Below are 22,637 nucleotides of genomic sequence, written 5' to 3' on the forward strand. Positions count from 1 at the left end.
GTGGAGCGCGCGGATATCGTCACGACACCGTCACCTCACCGTGGACCAGCAGCTTTCCTTCATAGGTGTCCAGGGCGAGCTTGTGGGCCAGGACGGTGACATGGTCGACCGGTTCGCCGTCCTTCCCGGGAACGGGGAACTCGCAGCTGAACGGCCGGGTCAGGGGGATGCCCACGTCCAGCTCCTTGAGCTTTCCGCTGACGACTCCGGCCCACTGGTGGTTGAATTTCGCCATCGGCTTCTTGGCCCATTCGGGCTTCGTCACCGTGAGGGCGATGCTCTTCAGCTCGACGTTTCTGATGGCGATCGACACTCTCCCGTTCTTGTCCTTTTCGCCCTTCTCGCCCTTCACCCAGTCCTTGATGCCTGTCAGTTGCGCGGTGACTCTCGGCGATCGGGGGTCGATGTCCACCCGGATCTCCACCCATGCCATGGTGTTCTCCTTGAGGTAGTGCGGGCGGTCAGCTCAGCCGGGGGCTGGCGCTGAGCCTGACCATGCCGTCGTGCTGGGTGAGCTCGAGGTCGTCGAGGCTGACGGTGACCTTCTCGCCGCCGAGGTCGTGGGTCACTTCCGGCACGGTGGCCAGGGTGAAGGTGTGCCCGTCGATCAGCTGATGGGCCAGGGGCGGCAGGAGCACCCCGAGGGTCTGGGCGACCGGGTAGGCGATGGCGGAGAGGATCTCCTCGGGCACCTTGTCGCCGCTCGGGGTGAGCAGCACGGTGAAGTCGCCGACGTCCTCGACCCGGCCGCGCACCGAGGAGCCGTCGAGGCTCACGCCGAGGGTGACCGGCAGGGGGCTGGGGCGGACGGTGGCTTCGTAGCGGATGCCGATGGTGCCCATGAACGTCCTTCTGGTTCTTCGGGGTGGGGGCCGGCCGGGGTGTCAGTAGCTCTTCAAGGCGCGTCCGATGGTGTCGCCCGCCTTCTCCAGCGCGTCCTCGAGTCCGGAGAACGGATCCACCTGGGCGTCTCCGTACGCCTCGATACCGACGCTGCCGCGGATGGTCAGCGGGTCGCCGGGGACCGGGGTGAAGGTGCCGTCCTTGACGCACAGGCCGCCCCGGTAGTCGGCGCGACCGATCCCGAAGGTCGAGCTGCCGCTGGTCGTCATCCACCGCCCCTTGACCTCGGCGAAGGCGTTCGCCGTGATCCGCTGGACGAGAGGGGCGGCCAGCAGGATGCTGAACGGGTCGGCGGGGAAGTCGGCCGGGGACGGCCGTCGGGGTGCGGGGCGCTCGGCGGAGTTGGCCACGGCGACCGCCCGGCCCTGGCCGGCGGCCAGGACGAACGGCCCGAACTCGACACCGGCCACGTGGAGGTGGGGAAGTGCCACGGACCCCAGGGCGAGCACGATCGCGTGCAGCACCTTGGGGACGATGACGTACCGGTAGAAGCGCTGTCCCGCCTGCCCCTCCTTGCTCAGGTCGGCGATGACCCCCAGCGGCACGACCCCGAGGACTCCGCTGTCCGAGCTGAAGGCGCAGAGCACCTCGACCGGGAGGTACGAGGTCTTCTTGTCCACCGAGTTGCCGAACCGCACCCGGGGGAGCCGGGCGGTGAACGCGCCCGGAGTACGGGGCGGCGGCTGGTTCTTCCGGCCGACCGCCTTCGCCCACTTCTCCTCCGGCGGCTCGCACAGGATCAGGGACGGGGCTTCCTCCAGGGCCCATTCGAAGGTGATCGGCTCGTCGAGGATCTTCCCGGTGATTTTGCCCGAGAACAGCTGTGACCGCAGTCCGTCCCGGCCGTACAGATGGGCGATGGCCCGGTCCAGTGTGTCCTCACCCATGACCACCGCGATGTCGAAGTCCGTCATGCGCCGGCCCCGTCAGAGGCCCGAGCCGGCTTTGATGAACGAGCAGGGCCCGTTCTCCGGTCCGACCTTCAGGTCGGCACTGAAGTCCAGGCCGACGGCGCCGGTGCCCCTGGTCGGGTCCGCGGGGTCCAGCGTGAGGTCCTCGACGAACTTGAGGACGACTTTCACCGTCACGTTGGCGATGTCGTTGCCGAAGTTCTTGTTGAAGATGTCCTTGCCCCGGTACTGGTCGACGCCCGCCCGCAGCAGCTTCTGGAGGAAGGTGCGGCTGCCGAGTGCGAAGACCGGACGGTCGGGCCACTTCGTGCCCGCCAGACTGTCCGGGGCGAGGGCTTTGACGTCACCGGTGGCCGCCAGCACCAGGTGGGTGCCCGACACGTCGACCAGGGCCGGTTCCAGGGTGATCTTCCTGCCGAACAGCTCCTGGGTGGGGATCCGCAACCCTGTGAGCAGGCCCCCGGCAATCGACAGGATCTTGGGTACGACAAGACCCTTGACCGCGCGGACGTCCGACGGGTCGGTCGGCGGACTGGCGAACCAGAGCGCCAGCGGCCGGATGGTGAGGGTCTTGTTCTCCACGAAGGCTTGACAGATTGCTTGAACCTGCCCCTCGCCCTGCAGGGACCTGAGGCTCTTGTCGTCCGGTGTGGCCTTGAAACCGGCCTTCGGCAGGTCGAGCAGGAACACTCCGGTGGCAGGCGGGCTCTCCGGTGCGCCCTTGGCCTTGTACGCGTCCTTCCAGCGCCCCTCCGGCAGGGGACCGAGGACCAGTCGCGGGGCTTCCGCGACGTTCCATTCGAGGGTGTAGGTGACGGTCATGAACGCACGGCGTTCCCGGCCCTTGAAGATGGCGCCGTGCTGCTGGTGGAGCTTGCCGAGCCCGGAGTTGAGGGCTTTGGGGGTGAATCCCACGGCCAGGTCGTATCCGGTGTCCGCCATACGGTTGGTGACCTCCTGGCCATGGCCTTGCGGCAGAGGTTGCGACACGCATTCGAAATGCTGTCGAAGAACTTGGAAATTGTGTCTTCTTCTTCGGTTCCCTCCGGTTGTGACACACGGAATTTCCTGAATGGCCCACATCACGGCGTTCCGAGCCGCCTGTGTGCTTCACCGTGCGGTGCGGTCGCCTACCAGCCCGGGCTGCCCGACCTCACCGGGGCGACCGCGACGTCGCCGAAGCCGGTCCACGGGCGCCAGCCGCCGCCGGGGCGGTCCTGGACGCGGGTGCGGATGCGGCCCTCCGTGGTGACGGCCAGGACGTGGAGGCGTCCCGTGGCGTCGGCCGCCGCCGTCGGCGGGGCGCCGAGGCGGACGCCGGGCTCGCCGAAGTCGTCGCCGGCGGCCCAACTGCCGCCCGGGGCCGTCTGCCAGCGGTGGGCGAGACGGGCGCCGCCGGGGGACAGGGCGAAGGCCTCCAGCCGGCCGTCGGCGCCGGGGGCGAGCACCGGGGCCGTGGCCGTCCAGCCGAACAGCGGCTGCCAGTCGTCCCAGCCGCCGCTCGGCACGGTCTGACGCCGCTGGAACGCCGCCACCCCGGACGGGGCCATGGCCGTGACCGTGAGCCGGCCGCTGCCGTCCCGTGCCACCCGCGGCGCGCAGCCGGCCGCCGTGCCGAAGCGCTGCCACGGTGACCACGCGCCGCCCGGCGTCTCCTGCCACCGGTGGACGATCTCCGCGCCGCCGGGCGCGAGGACGAAGACCTCCAGCCGTCCGTCGGCGTTGGCGGCCACGACGGGCGGGGCGCCCGCCGGCCCGCCGAAGCCGGCGTCCCACGCCTCCCACGCCGGCGAACCGGGCCCCGACTGCCGCCGGCGGGCGATGCCGGTGCCGCCGGGCGCGAGGGCGAACACCTCCAGCCGGCCGTCCGCGTTGCGTGCGACGGCCGGCACGGCGCCCGCGGGACCGCCGAACCCGTCCCACTCGTACCAGCCGCCGTCCGGCCGCTGCACCCGGTGGTGCAGGACGGCGCCGCCCGGGTCGAGGGAGAACACGACCAGCGTGCCGTCGGCGTTGCGGCCGAGCGCCGGAACCGCCCCGGCGGGCCCGCCGAACGACTCCCACGCCGACCACGTACCCGCCCCACCCGGCTCCGCGTCGAGCAGGACCCGCCGCATCGGCGAACGGTCGCCCGCCGCCAGTGCGAACACCGTCAGCCGGCCCTGGACGTCCAGGGCCGCCGCGGGATTGTCCGGGCTCTGCCAGGGCGGTGGCGTGTCCTGCCGCAGCAAAGGGGCCACGTACAGCCCCTGGTGGAACCAGCCCGCGGCACTGGCGTACCACTGCTGCCCGTCGGTGACCACCTCGACCGCGTGGCCGGGTACGTGGCCGGCGTAACCGTCGATGCCGAAGCGGAAGGGGTCGCGCGACACGAACACGTCCGTGCCGTCGTAGCCGTTGCGGGGCCCGACGAACAGGTGGTACCAGCCGTCGCGCTCGACGACGAAGGGCGACTCTGTGACGGACAGCGTCGCCGTGGTGGTCGCGTCGGTGAAGGCGACGGCCGGCGGGCCCCAGCGCACGAGGTCGCGGGACCGCCGGCAGGCCACGACGTGCCGGCCCTCCTGACCGGAGGTGCCGGAGGCCCCGGTGGCCCCGGAGATTTCGGTGTAGTACATCACCCACTCGTCGCCGACGCGCAGCACCATGGGGTCCCGCGCCACGAGCCCCCGGAACAGCGGGCCCGTGGGCAGGCGCCTCCAGGTGAACAGGTCGGTGGACGTGGCCAGGTTGATCGCGGCACCGTCCCGCCCGCCGGCGGCGTAGAACATCCAGTACGTCCCGCCCGCCTCGACGACGTACGGCGCCCACAGGTGCTCCTCGCCGAAGTACGACGGGTCGACGGTCAGCGCGTCGGCGTGCGTGGTCCACGGCCCGGACAGAGCCGGTGCGGAGGCGTGCGCGAACGACACCTCCGCCCCGCTGTCCGGCGACTGGCCGTCGGCGGCGCTCGCCCCGACGATGCTGAACAGGTGCCACCGGCCCGCCGCTTTGATCAGCGTGTGGTCGTTGAGATAGCGCCTGCGTCCGGAGGTGGACGGGTCGTAGACGTGGGTGAAGGGCCCCGCGCCGATCCACGGGTGCGGCGGTGCGGGGGCGGCCGGTACGGCAGCGGCAGTGGCGGCGCCGGAACCCGGCAGGCCGGAACCCAGCAGGGTGAGCGCGCCCGCCGCGGCGGAGCCCCGGAACAGCTGCCGTCGGGAGATCGAATGCATGGGGCCCGCCTTCCGGCGTCAGGGGATGACCGGGCCGGCGGTGGCGTTCACCCAGGACCACTCGGACCAGGTGCTGAAGCCGGTCTGCCACTTGTGGCGGACCCCGGCGCCGCTGGTGCTGAACACTTCGAGACGGCCGTCCGCATTGGTCGCGGCCGTGATCTCGCTCCCGCCGGCGCCGAAAGCGGTCCAGTCGCCGTACGGGGCGTTGACGCCCGTCTGCCACATGTGCACGGACACGTCATTGTTGGCGGCGAACACCTCGACGCGCCCGTCGGCCGTGCGGTCGCTGGTGAGCTGCGCATTGGCGGGGCCGCGCGTGGGCTCCCACCCCGACCAGCCGCCCCGGTCCGACTGGTATCGGTGGAAGACGCCCTCCGGGCCGGAGGCGAAAACCTCCAGGCGCCCGTCGGCGTTGTGGTCGACGGTCAGGTCGCGACCGCCCTCGCCGAACTCCCCCCACGCCGACCACCCTCCGTTGACGGCGGTCTGGTACTGGTGCCGGAACACCTTGTCGTTCAGCGCGAAGACCTCCAGCCGGCCGTCGGACGACTTCTCCATCCCCAGCCGGGCGCCGACCGGGCCGCCACCCGTCCCCTCCCACTGCGACCAGCCGCCGTTCGGCGCGTTCTGGTACCGGTGGAACACTCCCTCCGGGCCGGAGGCGAACACCTCGATGCGGCCGTCGCCGTTGACCCCGGCGGCGGTGTCGCGCCCGCCCGTGCCGAAGCCCTCCCAGCCGGACCAGCCACCGGACGGCGACATCTGGTAGCGGTGCTGGAACGTCTTTCCGTTGATCGCGAACACCTCCAGCCGGCCGTCGGCGTTCGGTGCGATCGCGAGCTCCGCGCCGCCCGGGCCGCCCAGCTGCTCCCAGGGCGACCAGGCGCCGTTCGCCTGGAGCTGCCAGGCGTGGTGCACACCGTCGGCCGCCGCAGCGAACACCTCCAGACGTCCGTCCGCCGACCGGGCCGAGACCACCCGTCCCGACTCCGCCGGATGCACCAGCGGGGCAGGCCCGGGGCGGGCCCCCGGGGTGCACGGCAGGGTCACGCCGCGTTCGGCGAGGTAGGGCTCGGGGTCGATGCCGCGGTTCATGGACGTGTCGCGGCGCACCCGCAGGTGCAGGTGCGGTCCGTCCGCCTCGCCTTCGGCCCCCATCAGCGCAATCCGCTGGCCGGCCGTCACGCGCTCGCCGACGGCGACGTCCCGCTGGGACATGTGCCCGTACTCGGTCACGGTCCCGTCGGGGTGCAGGATCCGGATCCACTGCCCGTAGCCCTGGGCGGGGCCGGACGCGATGACCTCGCCGTCACCGACGGCGAAGATGGGCGTGCCGTAGTTGTTGGCGATGTCGACGCCGTCGTGGTTCCGGGCGCCGCCGTAGTGGTCGGACACGAAACCGGCGGTGGGGCATGCGGCGGCGAAGCCCGCGACCTGGGCCCGGGCGGCCGCCGGGGACGGCAGCACGAGCGACGGCAGTACGGCGGCTGCCGCCGCGACGACGACGCTCAGCGCGCGTCGGGAAAGGCGGTGCAACACGTGGCGTTCCTCCTCCGTGGGGACCCTCCCGGGCGCGGGGCGGGGGCTGCCGCCGCGCCCGGGAGCTGCGATGTCCTGCAGTGTCCGGTTGTGTCCGGTCGTGTCTGCCGGGGCCTACGCCTTGCGCAGCCGGTCGATGATGCCGTTGAGGTCGTCGTTGAACAGGTCCGGGCGGACGAAGTGGCCGCCGGGCACCTCGTGCCACTCGTGGGGGATGCCGGCCCGGCCGAGGAAGCCGCGGAACTCGCGCTGCGTCTCCAGCACGGCGGTCTCGTTGAACCGGTCCCAGAAGGTCGGTTCGGGGCTGGTGCCGGAGACCAGGAAGATCCGCTTGTTGCGGTAGCTCTCGACGCGCTCGACCGGGTTGTCGGCCGTGACCCTGGCCTGGTCCCAGAACGGCGCGCCGTAGACCGTGCCGCCGCCCAGCTCCTTGGCCGCGGACGACAGGTTGGCCCAGTGGACGACGCCGCCGGGGATCCCGGCGGCGTTGCCGCGCAGGCTGGCCGGGCCGGAGTGGGAGCTGACGGAGGCGAAGTGGCCCCAGTACTTGGCGGCGTACTTCAGCGCGCCGAAGCCGCCCATCGAGAACCCGGAGACCGCGCGGCCGTCGTACTCGGCGTACGTCCGGAAGTTGGCGTCGACCCACGGGATCAGCTGGTTGATGTGGAAGGTCTCCCAGTTGCGGGGGCCGACGTTGGTGCTGACCGGGTTGGAGTACCAGCCCGCGGGCCCGCCGTCGGGCATCACCACGATGAGCGGCTTGTCTGCGGTCCAGGGCCGGATGCCCTTGACGTCGAAGGAGATGAAGTCCTCCAGACCGCCGTGGAGCAGATAGAGGACGGGGTAGGTGCGACCGCTGGTGTGGTAGTCGTCCGGGAGCAGGACGTTGACGGCGGGTGCCCAGGCGATCTCCCGGGTCGCGAACCGGTAGTACCACATGCGCGGGTCGGACTCGTTGCGGTCCACGATGCGCAGGCCGAAGCCGTCGCCGGCCGCGTGGGCCGACGCGGCCGACGCGAGTACGCCTCCGGCGCCCAGGGCCAGCGCCGCGGAGGCGCCGCCGACGGCCTTGAGGATGCCCCGGCGGGTGGGGTGCTGCTGCTCGTTCAACGCGACTCCCTGGTCGGTGAGTGTGAGGGGGGGGAAGAGGGGAAGAGGGGGAAGGGGAACAGCTCAGTTGTTGGTGATCCAGGTGCCCTTGGAGGGGTTCCAGTGGATGGTCGCCTTCTGGAACTTCTGGGCCTTGCCGCCCGCTTCGTCCGTCTCGTCCGTCAGGGGATAACCCACCGCGGCTTCGTGACCGGCGTTCTGGAAGGCCTTGAGGATCTCGCCGTGGACGGTGTGGGCGCCGGTCGGCGGCGACCAGAGGAACAGCCCGCGTTCGAAGAACTGGTAGCGGCCGCGGGTCCCGTCGGGCGCCCGCCCCGCGTCGGCCTCGTCCATCGTGGGGAAGCCCCAGCGCTGCTCGGAGTCCGTCGCCCAGTACTTGGCGAGGATGTCGCCGTAGATCGCGAAGGCCGCGTCCGGGTGCCAGATGACGATCCCGTTGCGGAACAGCTGGAAGCGGCCGCCCAGCCGGGCGTCCTCCTCGGCGCGCAGCGGTTCGCCGAGCGGGCCGCCGGGCCCGCCGAGGCTGTGGTACTTCGCGCCGATCGAGCCGTACGGCTGGAACGCCTCGTCCCGCATCGCCCGGGCGACGCCCTCGGCCTGGTCGTAACGGGCCGGGTAGGCGGACCGCTGCACGGCCTGGGCGAGCTGCCCGGCGGTGCTGCCCTCCATGCGCGGTTCCATCTGCTGGGCGACCTCGAAGAACTTGTTGGCCGCGTAGTCGACGTCGAGGACCTGCTCGGGTGTGCCCCAGCCCTGCGACGGCCGCTGCTGGAAGACGCCGAGCGAGTCGCGGTCACCGCAGTTCAGGTTGTTCATGCGGGACTCGACCCAGCCGGTCTCGAACCCGGCGAGCATCACCTTGTCGGAGACGTTGCGGCGCTGGCCCACCTCGTAGACCTTGCGGGTCACCGCGATGTCGCGTTCGGCGGGGATGTCGCAGAAGGCCATGGCGGGCGCGGGGTGCCCCAGCGGGCCCGGGACGGTGGCGGTGCTGCGCGCCGGGGGCGGCTGCCCGTGGCCCGCGCCGTTCGCCGCGGCGAGGGCACCGGGGGCAGGGAGGAAGGAGGTGACGGCAAGGGCCCCGCCGAGCAGGAGCGTGCATATCCGGCGCATGCTGTCTTCCGTTCCGTGTGGGTGAGGTGACCGACGGCCCGGAAGGTAGTAGCGGGGCTACGGGGGCGGTATCCGGAACGATCCGGAGTGACGGCCGGGCCCCGCGTGCCTCACGGTAGGGGAGTGGGGCGCGGGCACACGGGGACGGAGGGCCGGTCCTTGGTGCGGACGGCGGGCAGCCACGCGGTGCCCGGCCCGGACGAGCCGGCCGGGAGCCGGACGCGGAACCACTGGGACGAGCGCAGGCCCGTCTCGTCGACGATGGGCAGCCCCTGCGGGTACTGGCAGTCGACGGCGAGGACGTCACCGTGCCACACCCGCGTCGGCACCACGTTGTCCGGCGTGTAGGGGTGGAGGGGGTCGACGGCCAGGCCGAGGCTGCAGTTGGGGTCCCGCCCGCCGGCGCGGTCCCGGCAGGTCTGCTCGGCGTTGAACACCCGTACGCGGCCGGCGGCACCGGAAGACGGGCCGGCCGCGGCGGCGGACACTTCGTCGGGGCCCGGCCGTGGGGGAGCGGTGTCACGGGCGGCGTACCACCAGCCCGCCGCGAGCGCGCCGCAGACGACGGCGGCGGTGAGGGCGGTACGGAGGGTACGCGGGCGGCGGGGGCGACGGGGTTTTCCAGCGGCCGGGGTGTCGGGTGTGTCGGGTGTGTCCGCCGTGGCCATGTGGGCGGCGATGCGGGCCAGCAGGCTCTCGGCCGTGTGCCCGGCGCGTGCGGCGTGGGCCGGGGCCAGGCAGTCGGTGACCAGCTCGCGCCAGAACGGCGGTACCGCCGGGTCCAGGCGGAGGGACGCCCGCCCGTCCGCGTACTCCTGCGCTGCGGCGGCGCGCGAGACCGGTGTGGCACCGGGGAACGGAGAGGCGCCGGAGGCGAACACCTGGTGGATCACGATGCCCAGCGCCCAGATGTCGGCGCTCGGCCGGACCTGTACGCCCTGTTCGCTGAGCGACGCGTTCCACCGCTCGGGCGGGAGGTAGTCGAAGGTGCCCATGGGAGGGGCGTAGCCGTGCGTGCCGTGGGTGCCGGTCAGTTCGGTGACGAGCCCGAAGTCGGAGAGCTTGACGGAACCGTCCGCCATGAGCAGGACGTTGTCCGGCTTGAGATCGCCGTGCACCCAGCCGCTGCGGTGCAGGTGGGCCAGACCCTCGCAGATGCCGCCGACCAGCCGGGCGCCCTCGGCCCCGGTCACCGCGCTGCCGAGCCGTTCCCGCAGGCTGCACGCGGCCCGTTCCATGACGAGGACGATCGCGCCGTCGAGGAACGGCTGGTCCGGATCGCTGACCTCGACGGAGTCGAGCAGGCGGATCAGCCGCGGGTGCCTGGCCCGGCGGCCGAACTCCACCTCGCGGCGGGCGACTTCGGCGACCTTGCGGGCCTGGCTGGGCGCCAGCCCGCCGGTCGGCAGGATCTTGAGGGCGACGGTACCGGGGGCGTCCGTTCCCGGAGCGGCCGGGCGGCCGGCGTAAACGGTTCCCCAGCCGCCGGCGGCGATCGGGCCGGTGACCTCCCAGCTGCCGATACGGTGGCCCGGCGGCAGCGGCCGGGTCCCCTCACTCCCCGTCCCGTCACTCCCCGGTCTGCCGGACGACCCCTGCACCGTTCCCTCCTCCCGTCCGTGGCTCCGCATCCCGGGGACCGTTCCCCGCCCGGGGCGGCAGCAGTGCCAGGTGTTCCTCCCGTACGAGCCCGAACCGCAGGGCGAGCCCGACGAGCGCCTCGCGCTTGCCGTTACGACGGGCGTCGCGCCGCGCGTCGGCCCCTGCCGGGGTGCTGATCCGGATCTTCTCCTCGGCCAGGTAGTCGATGTGCGAGCTGACGGCCCGGGCCGTCAGCCGGGGGCAGGCCGGGTGGCCGCCGAGCCGTTCGACGATCTGCGGGGTCGTCGGGACGGCGACCGGTGACTCGTCGCGCAGCCGCGGTTCGCACAGCGCGACCAGGACCAGGAAGTAGGTCGCCGTCTCGTCCAGGGAGTACGCGGTGACCGTACGGCTCCCCCAGGGGCCGCCCATGCCGTCGGGGTCGAGGTAGACGTGGTCGGGCGCGTAGACCTGGAAGGACACGGTCGCGCTCCCGCGGGTGGGCAGCACGACGCGGGAGAACTCGAAGGGGATGGGGGCGCCGGCGCGCCGTGGCGGCACCCGCAGGTACTCGCCCGCCCCTTCGGGGTTCTCCACCAGGTAGCTGTGGGTCGTGCTGTGGTTGCTCAGCTGCCAGTGGTCGTCGGTCACCCGGATCTCGCCGGCCAGCCGGGAGATCGCGGCATCGACGAGCCGCAGCTCCACGGGGGTCGTGGGGGACCCACGCCCGAACCGTGCCACTTCGCCGGGGGCGAGCCGCAGCGTCACGGCGTCACCGCACGGCTCACCAGCACCGCCGGTATCGCTGCTCCCCGGCAGGTGAACGACAATCCCGCGCACGGTCCCCTCCTCCCTCCGCCGTCGGTCACCGGCCCGTCGGCGGGCGTCACGCATGCCGAACGTTACACATCGGGGGAGGGACGAGGGGTCACCCGGGAGTTGCCGGCCGAGTACCGGCCGGGTGCGCACGACGCTCGCCGAGCGCCTGCCGGCGAAACGGCGCGCACTGCGGTCACTCCCGTGCGCCCGTCTCCCGGATGTTCGCGCTCTCCCCGCGGGGAATGCCATGCCCCGTGCCGCCCACCACCAAGGAGGTCCACCATGCCCTTTGAGAGATCACGGTCCCGTGTCCTGGCCGCGGTTGCCGCTCTCGGCCTCATGACGACGCCCGTGACGTCCGCCTCCGCGGACGGCCATGACCAGGGCCCGGCCCTCCTTCAGTGCCAGGGCACCGAGTCCGTCGCCTACAGCCCCGGCTTCACCTTCCAACCCCGGCCCTTCCAGGTCACCACCGAGGGACGGTTCGTGTCCTGCGTCGACGCGGGAGGGAAGGTGAAGAGCGGAACGTACGGGGAGAGCTTCAGTCTCTTCGCCGGGTGCGACGACCTGCTCGACGGGTTCACGGGCCGGCGCACCTTCCGGTGGAGCACCGGCGACGCGAGCGTCGCCGAGATCGGCGGGGACAGCACGGCGGTGGCGGGGCAGGTGGTCACCACCATCACCGGCAAGGTCGTCGAGGGCCGCTTCGAGGGACGCACCGTGGTCGAGATCATCGCCCTGCCACAACCGAACGCCCTGCAGTGCCTCACCACCGGCTTCACCGGTGCGACCGGAGTGACGACGCTCACGATCACCTGACGGGACCGATGCCCGGAACGACGCGGCGGCCCCCTACCGGGCGAAGACCCTGGCCACCACGGAAGCGACGGACTCGCCGCCGAGGAGGTCCCGAAGCTCCTGCACGCCGTGCCGCTGCTGCGCCGGTGTGAGGCCGAGATGCTCGTCGAGGCGCTCGTCGAAGGCCCGCCGGAACGCGGCGTAGAGGCCGTCGTCCGTGCGTATCCGGCCGGCGATCCTCACCAGGGCCGCCGTGCCGGCGTGGTCGTCCTCCGGCATGTCGTCGTACGGCACGACGTCCGAGAAGCGGTTGGCCAGCCGGCCGAAGAGGGTGCCGTCGAGGTGCCGCACGGTGAAGACGTGGGCGTAGTGCTGTTCGTGCAGGGCCAGCGGCAGCCGTCCCAGGGCCAGCGACTCGTGCAGGGCGGTCAGCCCCGGAGCGAGCAGACAGACGGGGGTGCGCGCCACCTGCCGCAGCACCTCCCGCTGCGGCAGGCAGCAACAGACGGCCTGCCGCCCGGCGAACGAGACGGTCCGCGCCCGGTTCCCCGCGAACGGCCCACCGCAGACCAGCACGCGCCGGAACTGCGGCCGGTCCCGCAGGAGATCCCCCAGCCAGCGTTCCAGCAGCAACAGGTAGTCGTTGTTCGCCTCGACATCCAGCAGGAAGTTCGTGAAGCCACCGACATTGACCAGCAGGTCGTACTCCGGAGGCTCTGGACCCGCGGTGTCCGGCGGCAGCCCCGCGTGATCGATGACCGGGCCGGTCAGATGCACGACGGGCCCCGGGCCCAGCGCCGCGAACGCGGCCAGCCGTGCACCCACGCCCGGGAAGTTCTGCACCACGCTGTCGGTGGCGAGAAGATGGGCGGCCAGGATGCGTTCGTGCGGGGACAGCTCCCGCAGGTGCGCGTCCGCAGCGGCAAAAGTCCCGGAGCGCGGCAGGCGCTCGCACATGTCACGGATCCGGGCCAGGGGCCGTCCGAACTGCCAGAAGCCGAAGAGACTGTCCACCATGACCACCGGCCGCCCCGCCACCACGGCCCGGAAGGCCAGGTCCGCGTCCATCGCCGACACCACGCGATCACTCGACTCGACGAGGGCTTCGGCGGACCGGCCGCCGCCCGTCCGAATGTCGTCGAAGGCGTCCGCATTGGCGCGGGCGAACGCGGACGCCACACCGTCCCCCACGAACACCCGCTCGTGGCCGGCGAGCAGCCGGGAGACCGCGGTGAGTTCCGCGACCGGCCCGAAGCCGCAGTTCTGCGCCCCCATCACGATGCGCACGCCCGCCCCCTCGGCGCGAAGACCTCGAAGACCTCGACGAGCTGCCGCGCGAACGCCCCGGGGTGCTTGGCGTAGCCGACGTGACCGCCGGGGAACAGCACGGGCCGGTGCCCGAACCGCTGCGCCAGCACGGCCGCCGGACGGTGGATGACGTACGTCCGCGAATCCTGGCCGCCCGCCATCGTGACCCGGTCCGCAACCGCCGCCAGCGCGGCGGGGTCGGGTAGGAACCGGGTGGTGGGGCGCAGCACATGGGCCAGGAAGAACGTGGTGTTGTCGCGCTCCTCGGGCAGCACCGGCGCGGAACGGCCGCCGAAGAGCGGGTCGAGCCTCCGCAACTCGGCAGTCCGGACGGCGTCGTCGACGAGCGCGAGGAGTTCGTCGGCATCGGGCAGCAGGCCCAGCGCGGGCGGTTCGTGCGCCACCAGCGCCCGTACGCGTTCCGGGTGGCGCACGGTGAGCTCCAGCCCCACGAGCGCACCGGCGCAGCTGCCGAACACGTGGACCGGTTCGCCGGCCGGGGCGAGGTGCGCGAGGAGACGGTACGCGTCGTCGGCGTGCACCTCGACCCGCTGGTCCACCGGCGGCCCGTCGAGCGTGCTGCGGGAGTTGCCGCGCGGGTCGTGGCTGATGACGCGGAAGCACGAGGCCAGCGCGGCGGCCAGGCCCTCGAACACGGCCGCGTCGCTGTTGCCGCCGGTGATGAGCAACAGGTGCGGGCCCGCGCCCCGCACCTCGTAGTACAGCCGCGCGCCCGGCACCGGAAGCGTCCCGCTCCTGAGCGTTCCCATCGCACTCCATGAAACTCGGCGTAGCGACAGGAATGCCCAGGGGCACCGCTGCCATGCGCCGGGGCGCCGGCCTGATCAGGCCGGGCAGTTGGTGACCGTACCGCCGGCACGACTGTCGGTGCGGCAGACGTTGTCGCCCCGTCCGCCGTCGACGGTCCCGTACGGACCGACGGCTACGGCGGTGCCGCCCGGGCCCTGGATGACGTCATCGTCGTCGTCCCCCGAGACCGTGGCGGCCTTGCCCTGCCCCACCGAGGGCACCTCGATGAGGTCGGCTCCGGCGCCCCCGCCGATGTGGGTGGTGCGCACGTTGTCGGTGGCGCCGATCGCGCCGGCGCGGATGACGTCGTCGCCTTCGTCGCCGTGGATGGTGGCGGGCTTGGGGAGGCGGGAGTTCACGCGGGCGAACCTGTCGACGGTGATCTCGTCGTCACCAGGGCCGCCGTGGAGCGGGCCGCCGAGTTCCCCGACCGTGATGGTGTCGTTGCCCGCGCCGCCGTCGAGGCTGCTGGTCCTGTCGTATCCGGGGACGTCGTAGGCGGCGAGGCGGAGGACGTCGTCCCCGTCACCGCCCTTGACACTGGTGGTGAACACGCGACCGGTGGTGATCTCGTCGTTCCCGGCGCCACCGTCGATGTACGCCTGATGGGTCACGTTGCCGGTGGTGATGGTGTCGTTGCCCGCGCCGCCGAGGATGTGCCCCTGGACGGGCTGGTTGTCCTTGTCGGCCACGGTGATCTCGTCGTCGCCGTCACCGCCGTCGACGACCCCGGGGATGTGCCGCCCGCCGCCGTTGCCGAGGATCCTGTCGACGAGGACGACGTCGTCCCCGCCGAGGCCGTTGACCGTGCCGGAAAGGTGCCCGGTGACGGCGTCACCGCCCCTGACCTCGATGATGTCCGCCTTGTCGGTGCCGTTGACGACCGTGTCGACGGGGACGCCCTGCGCACACACGATGTGGACGCCGCCGCTCCGCAGGGGGGTGCGGGTGCAGCCCGGCGGATCGGCCGCCGGGGCGGCCGTCGCGGCCGGGGCCATGGGCGCGGCGATGAGCACGAGACCCGTGACGAACGCGCCGACGGCCGTGTGTCTCAAGGGCATGGCTGGTTCCCTCCTGAAGGCGTGCATATGCCAGCGGTGAGAGCCAACAGGGTTCCGGTGCGCGCCTGGCCGCCACAAGCGCGAAATCGGCCCGCTTGCCTCCACGGCTGTCCAAGCCTGGTAACCGACTGCAAATGATGTATCTCGGGCCCCATGACCCTGCCGCATGCGCGGCGCGGCTTCGGCGTTCCACCGGCAGTTCGCAGCCGCTGCCGATGGCGCCGGAAGGCGAGCGACGGTCACACTGGGACAGACGAGTGAGGGGGTGCCGTGAAGGCTCCCGGCGGCGTGCGGAAGAGGCGGCGATGGGTGGTGGCGAGCAGCGTCCGTCGCCATTGGACCTGGTCTTCCACCGGCAGCCGGGGCTGACGGTCGGGGCTGTGCTGCACCTGAGCGGAGTGCCTCCGAGCCTGGGCCGACTGCGTGCCCACGTGGCCGCGAAACTGCCTGCGCTGCCTGCGTTGTCGTCCGTCCTCACCGGCGAGGGCCTGGGATCGCGGTGGGCCCGGCGCCCTCCGCGGGTGGCGGACCACGTCCGGGAACGGCAGCTCTCCATCGGCGGGTCCTTGGAGGAGGCGACGCGGGAGCTGAGCCAGGCCCCGTTCCCCGTGGACGGTCCGCGCTGGGACCTCACCCTGGCCCGCGGGTGGGCCCAGGACCGTTACGCGCTCGTGTTCCGGGCCCATCACGGTCTGCAGGACGCCGGCGGCGTCGCCCACACCCTGGAGACGCTGTTCAGCGCCTCCCCGATCCCGCCGGAGCGGTCCTCCGGCGTCGCGCGGGCACTGGTCGACCCGCCGACGCCGTCCCTGCGGCACACGGCGGCGGCCGTACGGTTCGTGGCCCGGACGGTCGCGAGGACCGACCTGTGGCCCCACCCCGCAGACCGCTGTTCACAGCAGCGGGCGCTGCACTGGGCGGCCGTGCCCACGAATGTCCTGCGTGCGGCGGCCCGCCGGCACCGGGGCACGGTCAACGACGCCTACGTGGCGTCCGTGGCCCGTACCTTCACGCGCTGGACGGCCGTGCACGCCACGCACGCCTCCCGGGCCACGCTTCCTCTGACCGTGGCCGTCAACGTCCGGAGCCCCACCCATGCCGATGCGCCCGGCAACCGGACGCTGGGGGGACGCATCCTCCTGCCCGGCCCCGGCCTGCCCGCGTCCCAGTACCTGACGGCGACGGTCGCGGCCACCGCCGCGCTGAAGTCCGCGCCGCACCGGGAGGCGCTGCGCCGGTTCGTCCAGGGCGCGCCGCGATGGCTGATGCACCCGTTGATGCGCTCGCTTCTCAAGCCGGAGCGAGCGGCCATCCTCTGCTCGCACGTGATGTTCCGGCACCCGCTGGCGTGGCAGGGCGATCCGGTGCGCGCCGTCGACCCCCTGGTCCTGCTCCCGGCGTGGGTGCCGGCGCTGGTGCTGCTCTACACCTACCAGGGGCGTTCGGCCGTGGTGTTCGTCACCGACGCGGCGCTGCCGGAGATGAACACCCTGCACGACGTCTGGCAGCGCGAGGCGCAACACCTCGACGACGGCGGGGGCCCGGCTTCGGACTAGGCGTCCGAGGCCCGGGGCACGCCGAGCGCGTGTTCAGGGGCGGGCCGGGCCGTCCAGGCGGTCCTGGTGGGCCAGCAGCCGCTGCTGGGCGTCGCGGTACGGGGTCGCGGCCGGGACCGGCTTGCCGTCCCGTACGGCCTCGGCGACGGCGACGGCCGTGTCGACCGCGGCGCGGTACGGCAGCGAACCGGTGCTGACCCGCCGTACGCCGAGCCGGCCGAGCTCGGCGAGCGGGACGCCGGGGACGGCGAGGACGTTCACCGGCACCGGGAGCTGCGAGGTGAACGCACGTACGTGGTCGGGGTCGGTGGCGCCGGGGACGAAGATGCCGTCGGCGCCGGCCGCCACGTAGGCACGGGCCCGGGCGAGGGTGGCGTCGACGGTGGCGTCCTCGCCCAGCCAGTAGGTGTCCACCCTGGCGTTGACGAACAGACCGGGTGCCCGTCGCTTGACCGCGGCCACCTTGGCGGCGTGCACGTCGGCGGGGAGCAGGCGGTCGGCGGCGCTGTCCTCGATGTTGACGCCGTCCGCCCCGAGGCCGGCGGCGTAGGCCGCCACCTGCTCGGGATCCTCGTCGTACCCGTCCTCGATGTCGGCGGACACGTACACGGGCAGTGCTCGCAGCCGTTCGACGAGGGCGCGCGTGGCCTCCCGCGTCGCGTGCCGGCCGTCCGGGCTGCCGGCCGCGGCCGCGATCCCGAAGCTGGTGGTCCCGATCGCGGGGAAACCGGCCTCGACGAGGGCGAGGGCCGATCCGACGTCCCATGCGTTGGGCAGCAGGAACGGTACGTCGCCGGGAGAGTGGAGTTGATGGAACGTCACTGACGCCATACTTCCGGGCGGGCGGGGTGGACACAACCGGGGAGCAGGCACACACCGGACGGTGCGCCTCGTGGATGCCTCCGCGAGCCCCGCGGGCCCGGACTCGGGTGCTCCGCGGTGGGCAGCCTCTTTCTGGCGTTCCGGCAGGGTACGCAGGCATCCGGGAGGAAACGTGAACCGTTGGCGACGGTGGGTTCCGGTCATCTCGTCCACGATCGGTCTGGTGGTGGCCGGCATGGCTGCGGCCGGGCCGGCACAGGCGCAGGGCGTCGGCTCTGCTGTCAGTGGTGCGGCGGCGGGCGCCGGTCAGGCGGTCTCCGCTGCGGGTTCCCAGGTCGGCCAGGTTGCGGCCGCCGGCGCCGCCGCCGGTGCCGCCGGCGCCGGCGGTGCCTCTTCCGGGGTCGGCCGGACGGTCTCCACGGTGGGTTCCGCGGCCGGCAGTGTGCTTCCGGCCGGCGGCTGAGGCGTGATACCGGGGCCGGGGTGAGAGAGAACGACCCCGGCCGCCGGGCCGGATCACTCGGGCGGCGGCTCGGCGGATTGCCCCCGGCATCAGTACGTTCCTCCGTGTCTGCGAAGACGGCCGCTTCGACGCGGTGACCTGTTGTTATGCTCCTGCGATGCCGGAACATGCCGCCTTCGAACCGCCGCTGACGTTCGTTCCCTGGAACGAAGAGGCGGCCGAGGCGGCGCTGGCCGCCGGAGAGGGACGCCGGCTGAGGGGCAGTGCCGCGCACGGGTCTCCGGCGCATCGCTGGATGCTGTCACGGGACTTTCGCCAGGTGAACCGCTACCGCACGCTGCGGTTGCCCCGCGAGCCGATTCCGGTGGCCGGCCGCGGTTGCTCGATGGAGTGGCACGAACGGACGGCAGACGCTCCCGACGACGTGCTTCAGGCGTGGCTGGACTTCCAGGACGCCAGGGGACGGCGCCTCCACGTCGTGGAGAAGGAGACGGTCGAGGGCCTGCGGGCGCGGTGCAGCAGTTGGTACTCGCCGTTCGCTGTGGCGCGGCGGGACGGGGGCACGGTGGCGGGTGTGGCGCTTCTCGACGACGTCCTCTGCGGTGACGACCTGGAGGTCGACGGAGGCCCGGTCGACCCGGCCGACCCGGAGGGGGACACTCTCGTCGCGGCTCTGCTGTCCCTGTGCTACGCAAAGTTGCCGAGCTGCACCTTCTATATGGAACTCGGCGACGAGGACGGCGAAAGGGTGCGTGCGTTCGTCGAGAGTGTCGCGACGGCGGTCGACTTCGACAACGTCATCTGCGAGAGGCCGGGGCCTCGATCCTGAAACCGGTGGTCCCGGCCGCGGGGAAGCCGGCCTCGGCGTTCCCGGTCGAGTACAACTACTCGCCTGCGGTTAGGATTTCACCGTTCTTGAGAAGGGGCGCAGGTGGGCACCAGATTTATCGAAGTGGACGAATCGCGGCAAGGCGAGCCGGGTGTGCGGAAAGGGGGCAGAACTCTGACGGTGGGCGATCAGTCCATCACCCAGGAGACATGGGTGAAGGTCGAGGCCTACGACGACCTCGACCCGGCCGTGACCGAGGACGTCCATCTGCACACGTTCGCCGTTCCGGGCATGGACGTACGGGTCGGGGCCGCGAAGAGCGGCGAGGACGGGAGCGGTGAACTGGAAACCCGGCTGGTGCCGTCCGTCCAGTATTACCAGATCGAACTCGGACCGGATTCACTGAACAAACTCCATGAGGCGCTGGCGCCCTTCATCGCCGCCGCGAAGGAATGCGAGCCCCCGAAGGGCCGCAAGGGGCGCGCCAAGGCGTGATGCCCCACTGCTGCTCTTTCTCGCCACCGCAGTGACCACACGCGCGAGCCCGGGATCAGTCCGTACCGCACAAGCGGTCGTGCAACTCGGCGAGCGCATGCGGCAGCAGACGGGCGAGCCGGCCGACCTCCGCGGGCGGCATGTGCTCGAAGGTCAGCGTCACTGTCACGGTGTCGCGGAAGGCCACGAACCCGACGACGCCGAGAGCGGGACGCAGGACGACCCGGCCGCTCAGGGACAACGGCATGCCGTGGAGGGTGGGGCAGGTACCGGGGCCCCGCATCATCGTGACGCCGACGTTCCGGGGGAGAAGGCGTGTCAGCCACCGGACGGTTCGGCTGAGCAACCACGCGGGGACGGGCGCAAGGGTGTTGATGTACTGGCACAGCCGCCGGTAGTCGTCCTTCTCCCTCGGATCGGCGTGTGCCATGACGTGCTGGAGGCGGCGCAGCGGATCGGGTTCGTGGCAGGGGAGGGTCAGTGGCAGCATTCCCACGTGGTTGCCCAGAACACTCGGGTGGAGGGGATGGCGGACATTGAGCGTCATCCCCGTACGCAGACCGTGGCGCTGCCGGCGGGGGAGGGGAGCACCCCAGTGCCGGGGTGCCCAGGCGCGCAGAGCGCCGGCGAGGACGGCGGTGCTGACCTGCGCGGTGGTCGCGCCCGTACGGTCTTTGATGCCTTGGTAGAGCGTCGCGTCGAGGGCGAAGTCGTGGTGGGTCAGGCCGTGCCTGCGCGAGGACTTGGCCGGCAGCCATCGGGCGGGGAGCCGGGCCCCTTGGAGCAGGGGCGGCAGCGTGCGCCGGAGGACGGGGAGCGGGGGGAAGCCGGCCCGTGGTTGCGGAGCGGGAACCGGCAGGCTTTGCGGGGTGAGGAAAGCGGCCAGGATCAGGAGCGCTCCCATGCCGTCGCCCATGGTGTGCTCCATGCGCAGGCACACGAGGTGCTCGTCCGGGGCATGACCGTGGACGAACTGCAGGCTCCACAAGGGTCTGTCCGCCGGCAGTGGCCGGTCCAGTGCTTCCCGCAGGCATTGCTCCATGGTCCTGCCCGGCGGGACGCGGACGAGGTCGAGATGCCGGACGGGGTCGAACCGGGGGTCGGGTTCGAAACGCGACCGCCATGCCGTTCCTGCCACGCGGTAACGGAGAACCGGGGCCCGGTCCGTTGCCTCGCGCACCAGCCGCTCGCCCTCCGCCCGGCTGGGAACCGGACCCGGAAGGCGGGCCACCATCGCGACCTGTGCGTGGGAGGCGTGCTTCACCTTGCGCGCGTGGAGGGCCAGGAGGTGGTCCCCCACCGTCAGCGGCAGGCGGTCGTGCTCGTTGTCGTCACGTACATCGTCACGGAAGAGGGCGCTCATCACCTGGTGAAGAAGCCTTCTTGGCACGGTGTCAGTGTGCCGTCCGGCAGCGGTCCGCGTGCCGATGTGCGTACTCCGTCAGCCCAAGGGGTGACGGCGTCACAGGGTTCTGCGCTGCGCCAGTGCTCCCAGGACGACGGTGACGAGGGCGCTGCCGACCAGGATGGCCACGTTGCGGACGTAGGTGTCGTCGGGCCCGGCCGCGCGTGCCGACGCGTTGAGGCTGTCGACCGCGTACGACAGAGGCATGAAGCCCGAGAAGGTCTCCAGGGGCCGGGACATGGCGTGGCGGGGAGCGAACAGGCCGCACAGCAGGGCTTGCGGGAGGATCAGGACGGGAACGTACTGCATGGCCTGCATCTCGCTGCGGGCGAAGGCCCCGGCGAGCAGGCCGAGCCCCAGGCCGAACAACGCGGAGGCCAGGGCTGCCAGGCCGAGGGGCCACAGCGGGCCCCTGACGCGGAGCCCGAGCCGGTCGACGGAGATCCAGATGGTCAGTGCGGTCGACGGCAGGGCGATGAGCGCGTAGGCCAGGGAGTAGCCGAAATACAGGTCCACCTTGCGCGGGGCCATGAGCATGAGGCGTTCCAGCACGCCGGCCGAGCGCTCCCGCAGGGTGCTGATGGAGGCCAGGGTGAAGACGAGGACGAGGGGGAAGAGGCCGAGCAGCGCGGGCGCGGAGCGCTGGAAGGCGTCCTGCGTCGGCAGGATGAAACGCACCAGGACGACCAGGAGGGCGGGGACCGCCAGCGTCATGCCCAAGGACATCGGGTCGTGGCGGAGCTGGCACAGGACGCGGTGCGTGGTGCACAGGGTGATTTTCGCGGAGGCCCGCAGGGCCCGCACCCCGGTCATCGGGGTCCGCCCGTGCTTGCCGTGATGAGGTCCTTGAAGGCGTCCTCCAGGCCGGACCGTCCGGTGCCGGCGCACAGTTCGGCGGGGGCGGCGCAGGCGAGCACCGTCCCGTGGTGCATCAGCGCGACACGCGGGCAGCGGATCGCCTCGTCCATCACGTGGGTGGAGACGAGCAGGGTGATGCCGCGCTCGGCCAGGGCCACGAACAGCTGCCAGAGTTCGTCCCTGAGCAGGGGGTCCAGGCCGACGGTCGGCTCGTCGAGGATGAGCAGCTCCGGTGTGCCGAGCAGGGCCACCGCGAGGCTGGCCCGGCTGCGCTGGCCGCCGGAGAGCCTGCCGACGAGCCGGCCGGCGTGGTCCTGGAGGCGCAGTTCGGCGATGACGCGCTGCACGTCGCAGGGTGGGGCGCCCAGCACCGCGGCGAAGTACCGGAGCTCCTCGGTGACGGTGAGGTCGGTGTGCAGGGCGGCCGCCTGGGGGTCGTAGCCGATGCGCCCCCGCAGGGAGGCGTCACCGGCCGGCCGGCCCAGGACGCGGACCGATCCGCGGGCGATCCGCTGGGTGCCGGTGACGGCGCGCATGAGCGTCGTCTTGCCGCACCCGCTGGGGCCCACCAGTCCGGTGATGGAGCCGCGGGCGATGGTGAGGTCGATGCCGCGCAGGATCGTGTGCCGGCCGCGGGAGACCCACAGACCGGCGATGTCGACGGCGACCGCGTCCGGTGGGACGGGACCGGTGCGGTGCCGTGGTGCCGGGCCGCGGGTGGTGACCATCGGTTTCCCCTCCCCGGGGCGGCGCCCGTGGGAATCCTGTAGGAGTGCTGCCGTCGTGCCGTCTTGTCGCCGCCCCTGGAAGGCCCGTGCCCGGTCACGGAGACGCGTGACCACCTCGCTGCCGGAAACCACACCATCCGGTAGACGCGCGGCGCGGTCCCCCGCGCCGGGAGCCCCCTCGGCGCAAAGGGAGGCAAAGCCGGAAACCCGTGCAACCGGCGATGAATGTCTCTTGAGGGCGGATACCAATCCTGCATTCGAACCTCAACCGCTCTTCCTTGAATTGGCTGGTTATGATCGGCATCCATTC

22 protein-coding genes are annotated in these 22,637 nt (G+C 72.2%); 5 read left to right on the plus strand and 17 right to left on the minus strand.

All coding sequences use genetic code 11. From position 1 onward, the window contains the following. Positions 1 to 19: 19 nt before the first annotated feature. From IE305_RS18900 to IE305_RS18945, 10 genes are all read right to left on the minus strand, one after another. The gene (locus IE305_RS18900; RefSeq protein WP_190130825.1) at positions 20 to 433 is read right to left on the minus strand and encodes a hypothetical protein; all 414 of its coding nucleotides are present in this window, start codon (positions 431 to 433) and stop codon (positions 20 to 22) included. Between the two features lie 28 nt (positions 434 to 461). Then, a complete protein-coding gene (locus tag IE305_RS18905; protein WP_190130826.1) occupies positions 462 to 842 on the minus strand; it encodes a hypothetical protein in 381 nt (126 codons plus the stop codon). 42 nt (positions 843 to 884) lie between these two features. Next, complete coding sequence (locus IE305_RS18910; protein ID WP_190130827.1) at positions 885 to 1,817, minus strand: hypothetical protein; 933 nt, start codon at positions 1,815 to 1,817, stop codon at positions 885 to 887. Positions 1,818 to 1,829: 12 nt separating this feature from the next. Next, the gene (locus tag IE305_RS18915) at positions 1,830 to 2,756 is read right to left on the minus strand and encodes a hypothetical protein (protein ID WP_190130828.1); all 927 of its coding nucleotides are present in this window, start codon (positions 2,754 to 2,756) and stop codon (positions 1,830 to 1,832) included. A gap of 188 nt (positions 2,757 to 2,944) precedes the next feature. Continuing rightward, positions 2,945 to 5,029: a DUF8189 domain-containing protein gene (locus IE305_RS18920; RefSeq protein ID WP_190130829.1), complete on the minus strand. Its 2,085-nt coding sequence runs from the start codon at positions 5,027 to 5,029 to the stop codon at positions 2,945 to 2,947. A gap of 18 nt (positions 5,030 to 5,047) precedes the next feature. Further along, positions 5,048 to 6,571, minus strand: coding sequence for a DUF8189 domain-containing protein (locus IE305_RS18925; protein WP_190130830.1), 1,524 nt, complete (start codon positions 6,569 to 6,571; stop codon positions 5,048 to 5,050). Between the two features lie 114 nt (positions 6,572 to 6,685). Continuing rightward, positions 6,686 to 7,681, minus strand: coding sequence for an alpha/beta hydrolase (locus tag IE305_RS18930; RefSeq protein ID WP_190130831.1), 996 nt, complete (start codon positions 7,679 to 7,681; stop codon positions 6,686 to 6,688). A gap of 63 nt (positions 7,682 to 7,744) precedes the next feature. Next, complete coding sequence (locus IE305_RS18935) at positions 7,745 to 8,785, minus strand: LGFP repeat-containing protein (protein ID WP_373311679.1); 1,041 nt, start codon at positions 8,783 to 8,785, stop codon at positions 7,745 to 7,747. Positions 8,786 to 8,904: 119 nt separating this feature from the next. Further along, positions 8,905 to 10,395: a serine/threonine-protein kinase gene (locus IE305_RS18940; protein WP_229891179.1), complete on the minus strand. Its 1,491-nt coding sequence runs from the start codon at positions 10,393 to 10,395 to the stop codon at positions 8,905 to 8,907. Continuing rightward, positions 10,364 to 11,215: a serine/threonine protein kinase gene (locus IE305_RS18945; RefSeq protein WP_229891180.1), complete on the minus strand. Its 852-nt coding sequence runs from the start codon at positions 11,213 to 11,215 to the stop codon at positions 10,364 to 10,366. The genes IE305_RS18940 and IE305_RS18945 overlap by 32 nt, the downstream gene beginning before the upstream one ends. A gap of 261 nt (positions 11,216 to 11,476) precedes the next feature. Between IE305_RS18945 and IE305_RS18950 the strand changes: the two genes are divergently transcribed. Next, entirely contained in the window at positions 11,477 to 12,013 is a 537-nt protein-coding gene (locus IE305_RS18950; RefSeq protein ID WP_190130834.1) for a hypothetical protein, read from the plus strand. A 33-nt stretch (positions 12,014 to 12,046) separates the two neighbouring features. Here the strand turns inward: IE305_RS18950 and IE305_RS18955 are convergent, their stop codons facing one another. The 3 genes from IE305_RS18955 to IE305_RS18965 form a co-directional block, all read right to left on the minus strand. Continuing rightward, entirely contained in the window at positions 12,047 to 13,279 is a 1,233-nt protein-coding gene (locus IE305_RS18955; protein WP_190130835.1) for a hypothetical protein, read from the minus strand. Beyond that, entirely contained in the window at positions 13,267 to 14,070 is an 804-nt protein-coding gene (locus IE305_RS18960) for an alpha/beta fold hydrolase (protein ID WP_190130836.1), read from the minus strand. Before IE305_RS18960 ends, IE305_RS18955 begins: the two co-directional genes overlap by 13 nt. A gap of 75 nt (positions 14,071 to 14,145) precedes the next feature. Continuing rightward, positions 14,146 to 15,171, minus strand: coding sequence for a hypothetical protein (locus tag IE305_RS18965; protein ID WP_190130837.1), 1,026 nt, complete (start codon positions 15,169 to 15,171; stop codon positions 14,146 to 14,148). A 305-nt stretch (positions 15,172 to 15,476) separates the two neighbouring features. Between IE305_RS18965 and IE305_RS18970 the strand changes: the two genes are divergently transcribed. After that, positions 15,477 to 16,727: a wax ester/triacylglycerol synthase domain-containing protein gene (locus IE305_RS18970; RefSeq protein WP_229891182.1), complete on the plus strand. Its 1,251-nt coding sequence runs from the start codon at positions 15,477 to 15,479 to the stop codon at positions 16,725 to 16,727. Positions 16,728 to 16,760: 33 nt separating this feature from the next. Here IE305_RS18970 and IE305_RS18975 read toward each other — a convergent pair whose 3' ends face one another. Further along, positions 16,761 to 17,558: an isocitrate lyase/PEP mutase family protein gene (locus tag IE305_RS18975; RefSeq protein WP_373311673.1), complete on the minus strand. Its 798-nt coding sequence runs from the start codon at positions 17,556 to 17,558 to the stop codon at positions 16,761 to 16,763. Between the two features lie 163 nt (positions 17,559 to 17,721). Here IE305_RS18975 and IE305_RS18980 point away from each other — a divergent pair, with 163 nt between their 5' ends. From IE305_RS18980 to IE305_RS18990, 3 genes are all read left to right on the plus strand, one after another. After that, entirely contained in the window at positions 17,722 to 18,012 is a 291-nt protein-coding gene (locus IE305_RS18980) for a hypothetical protein (RefSeq protein WP_190130840.1), read from the plus strand. A gap of 157 nt (positions 18,013 to 18,169) precedes the next feature. Further along, the gene (locus tag IE305_RS18985; protein ID WP_190130841.1) at positions 18,170 to 18,841 is read left to right on the plus strand and encodes a hypothetical protein; all 672 of its coding nucleotides are present in this window, start codon (positions 18,170 to 18,172) and stop codon (positions 18,839 to 18,841) included. Positions 18,842 to 18,943: 102 nt separating this feature from the next. Beyond that, positions 18,944 to 19,336 (plus strand): hypothetical protein, encoded by a 393-nt coding sequence (locus IE305_RS18990; RefSeq protein WP_190130842.1) that lies wholly within the window; start codon positions 18,944 to 18,946, stop codon positions 19,334 to 19,336. A gap of 55 nt (positions 19,337 to 19,391) precedes the next feature. Here IE305_RS18990 and IE305_RS18995 read toward each other — a convergent pair whose 3' ends face one another. The 3 genes from IE305_RS18995 to IE305_RS19005 all read right to left on the minus strand — a co-directional run bounded on the left by IE305_RS18995 (position 19,392) and on the right by IE305_RS19005 (position 22,327). Then, positions 19,392 to 20,726 carry a wax ester/triacylglycerol synthase domain-containing protein gene (locus IE305_RS18995; protein ID WP_190130843.1) on the minus strand — a complete coding sequence of 445 codons (1,335 nt, stop codon included), beginning with the start codon at positions 20,724 to 20,726 and terminating at the stop codon, positions 19,392 to 19,394. Positions 20,727 to 20,798: 72 nt separating this feature from the next. After that, a complete protein-coding gene (locus IE305_RS19000; RefSeq protein WP_190130844.1) occupies positions 20,799 to 21,554 on the minus strand; it encodes an ABC transporter permease in 756 nt (251 codons plus the stop codon). Then, positions 21,551 to 22,327 (minus strand): ABC transporter ATP-binding protein, encoded by a 777-nt coding sequence (locus IE305_RS19005; RefSeq protein WP_190130845.1) that lies wholly within the window; start codon positions 22,325 to 22,327, stop codon positions 21,551 to 21,553. The genes IE305_RS19000 and IE305_RS19005 overlap by 4 nt, the downstream gene beginning before the upstream one ends. Between the last annotated feature and the right edge of the window lie 310 nt (positions 22,328 to 22,637).

The sequence above is a fragment of the Streptomyces mashuensis genome (assembly GCF_014654785.1).
GTDB classification, from domain to species: domain Bacteria; phylum Actinomycetota; class Actinomycetes; order Streptomycetales; family Streptomycetaceae; genus Streptomyces; species Streptomyces mashuensis.

Bases quoted from the DNA above. Each gene is read 5' to 3' on its own strand.
- IE305_RS18900 (WP_190130825.1), bottom strand. From the start codon at position 433: ATGGCATGGGTGGAGATCCGGGTGGACATCGACCCCCGATCGCCGAGA.
- IE305_RS18905 (WP_190130826.1), bottom strand. From the start codon at position 842: ATGGGCACCATCGGCATCCGCTACGAAGCCACCGTCCGCCCCAGCCCC.
- IE305_RS18910 (WP_190130827.1), bottom strand. From the start codon at position 1,817: ATGACGGACTTCGACATCGCGGTGGTCATGGGTGAGGACACACTGGAC.
- IE305_RS18915 (WP_190130828.1), bottom strand. From the start codon at position 2,756: ATGGCGGACACCGGATACGACCTGGCCGTGGGATTCACCCCCAAAGCC.
- IE305_RS18920 (WP_190130829.1), bottom strand. From the start codon at position 5,029: ATGCATTCGATCTCCCGACGGCAGCTGTTCCGGGGCTCCGCCGCGGCG.
- IE305_RS18950 (WP_190130834.1), top strand. From the start codon at position 11,477: ATGCCCTTTGAGAGATCACGGTCCCGTGTCCTGGCCGCGGTTGCCGCT.
- IE305_RS18960 (WP_190130836.1), bottom strand. From the start codon at position 14,070: ATGGGAACGCTCAGGAGCGGGACGCTTCCGGTGCCGGGCGCGCGGCTG.
- IE305_RS18965 (WP_190130837.1), bottom strand. From the start codon at position 15,171: ATGCCCTTGAGACACACGGCCGTCGGCGCGTTCGTCACGGGTCTCGTG.
- IE305_RS18970 (WP_229891182.1), top strand. From the start codon at position 15,477: ATGGGTGGTGGCGAGCAGCGTCCGTCGCCATTGGACCTGGTCTTCCAC.
- IE305_RS18975 (WP_373311673.1), bottom strand. From the start codon at position 17,558: ATGGCGTCAGTGACGTTCCATCAACTCCACTCTCCCGGCGACGTACCG.
- IE305_RS18985 (WP_190130841.1), top strand. From the start codon at position 18,170: ATGCCGGAACATGCCGCCTTCGAACCGCCGCTGACGTTCGTTCCCTGG.
- IE305_RS19000 (WP_190130844.1), bottom strand. From the start codon at position 21,554: ATGACCGGGGTGCGGGCCCTGCGGGCCTCCGCGAAAATCACCCTGTGC.
- IE305_RS19005 (WP_190130845.1), bottom strand. From the start codon at position 22,327: ATGGTCACCACCCGCGGCCCGGCACCACGGCACCGCACCGGTCCCGTC.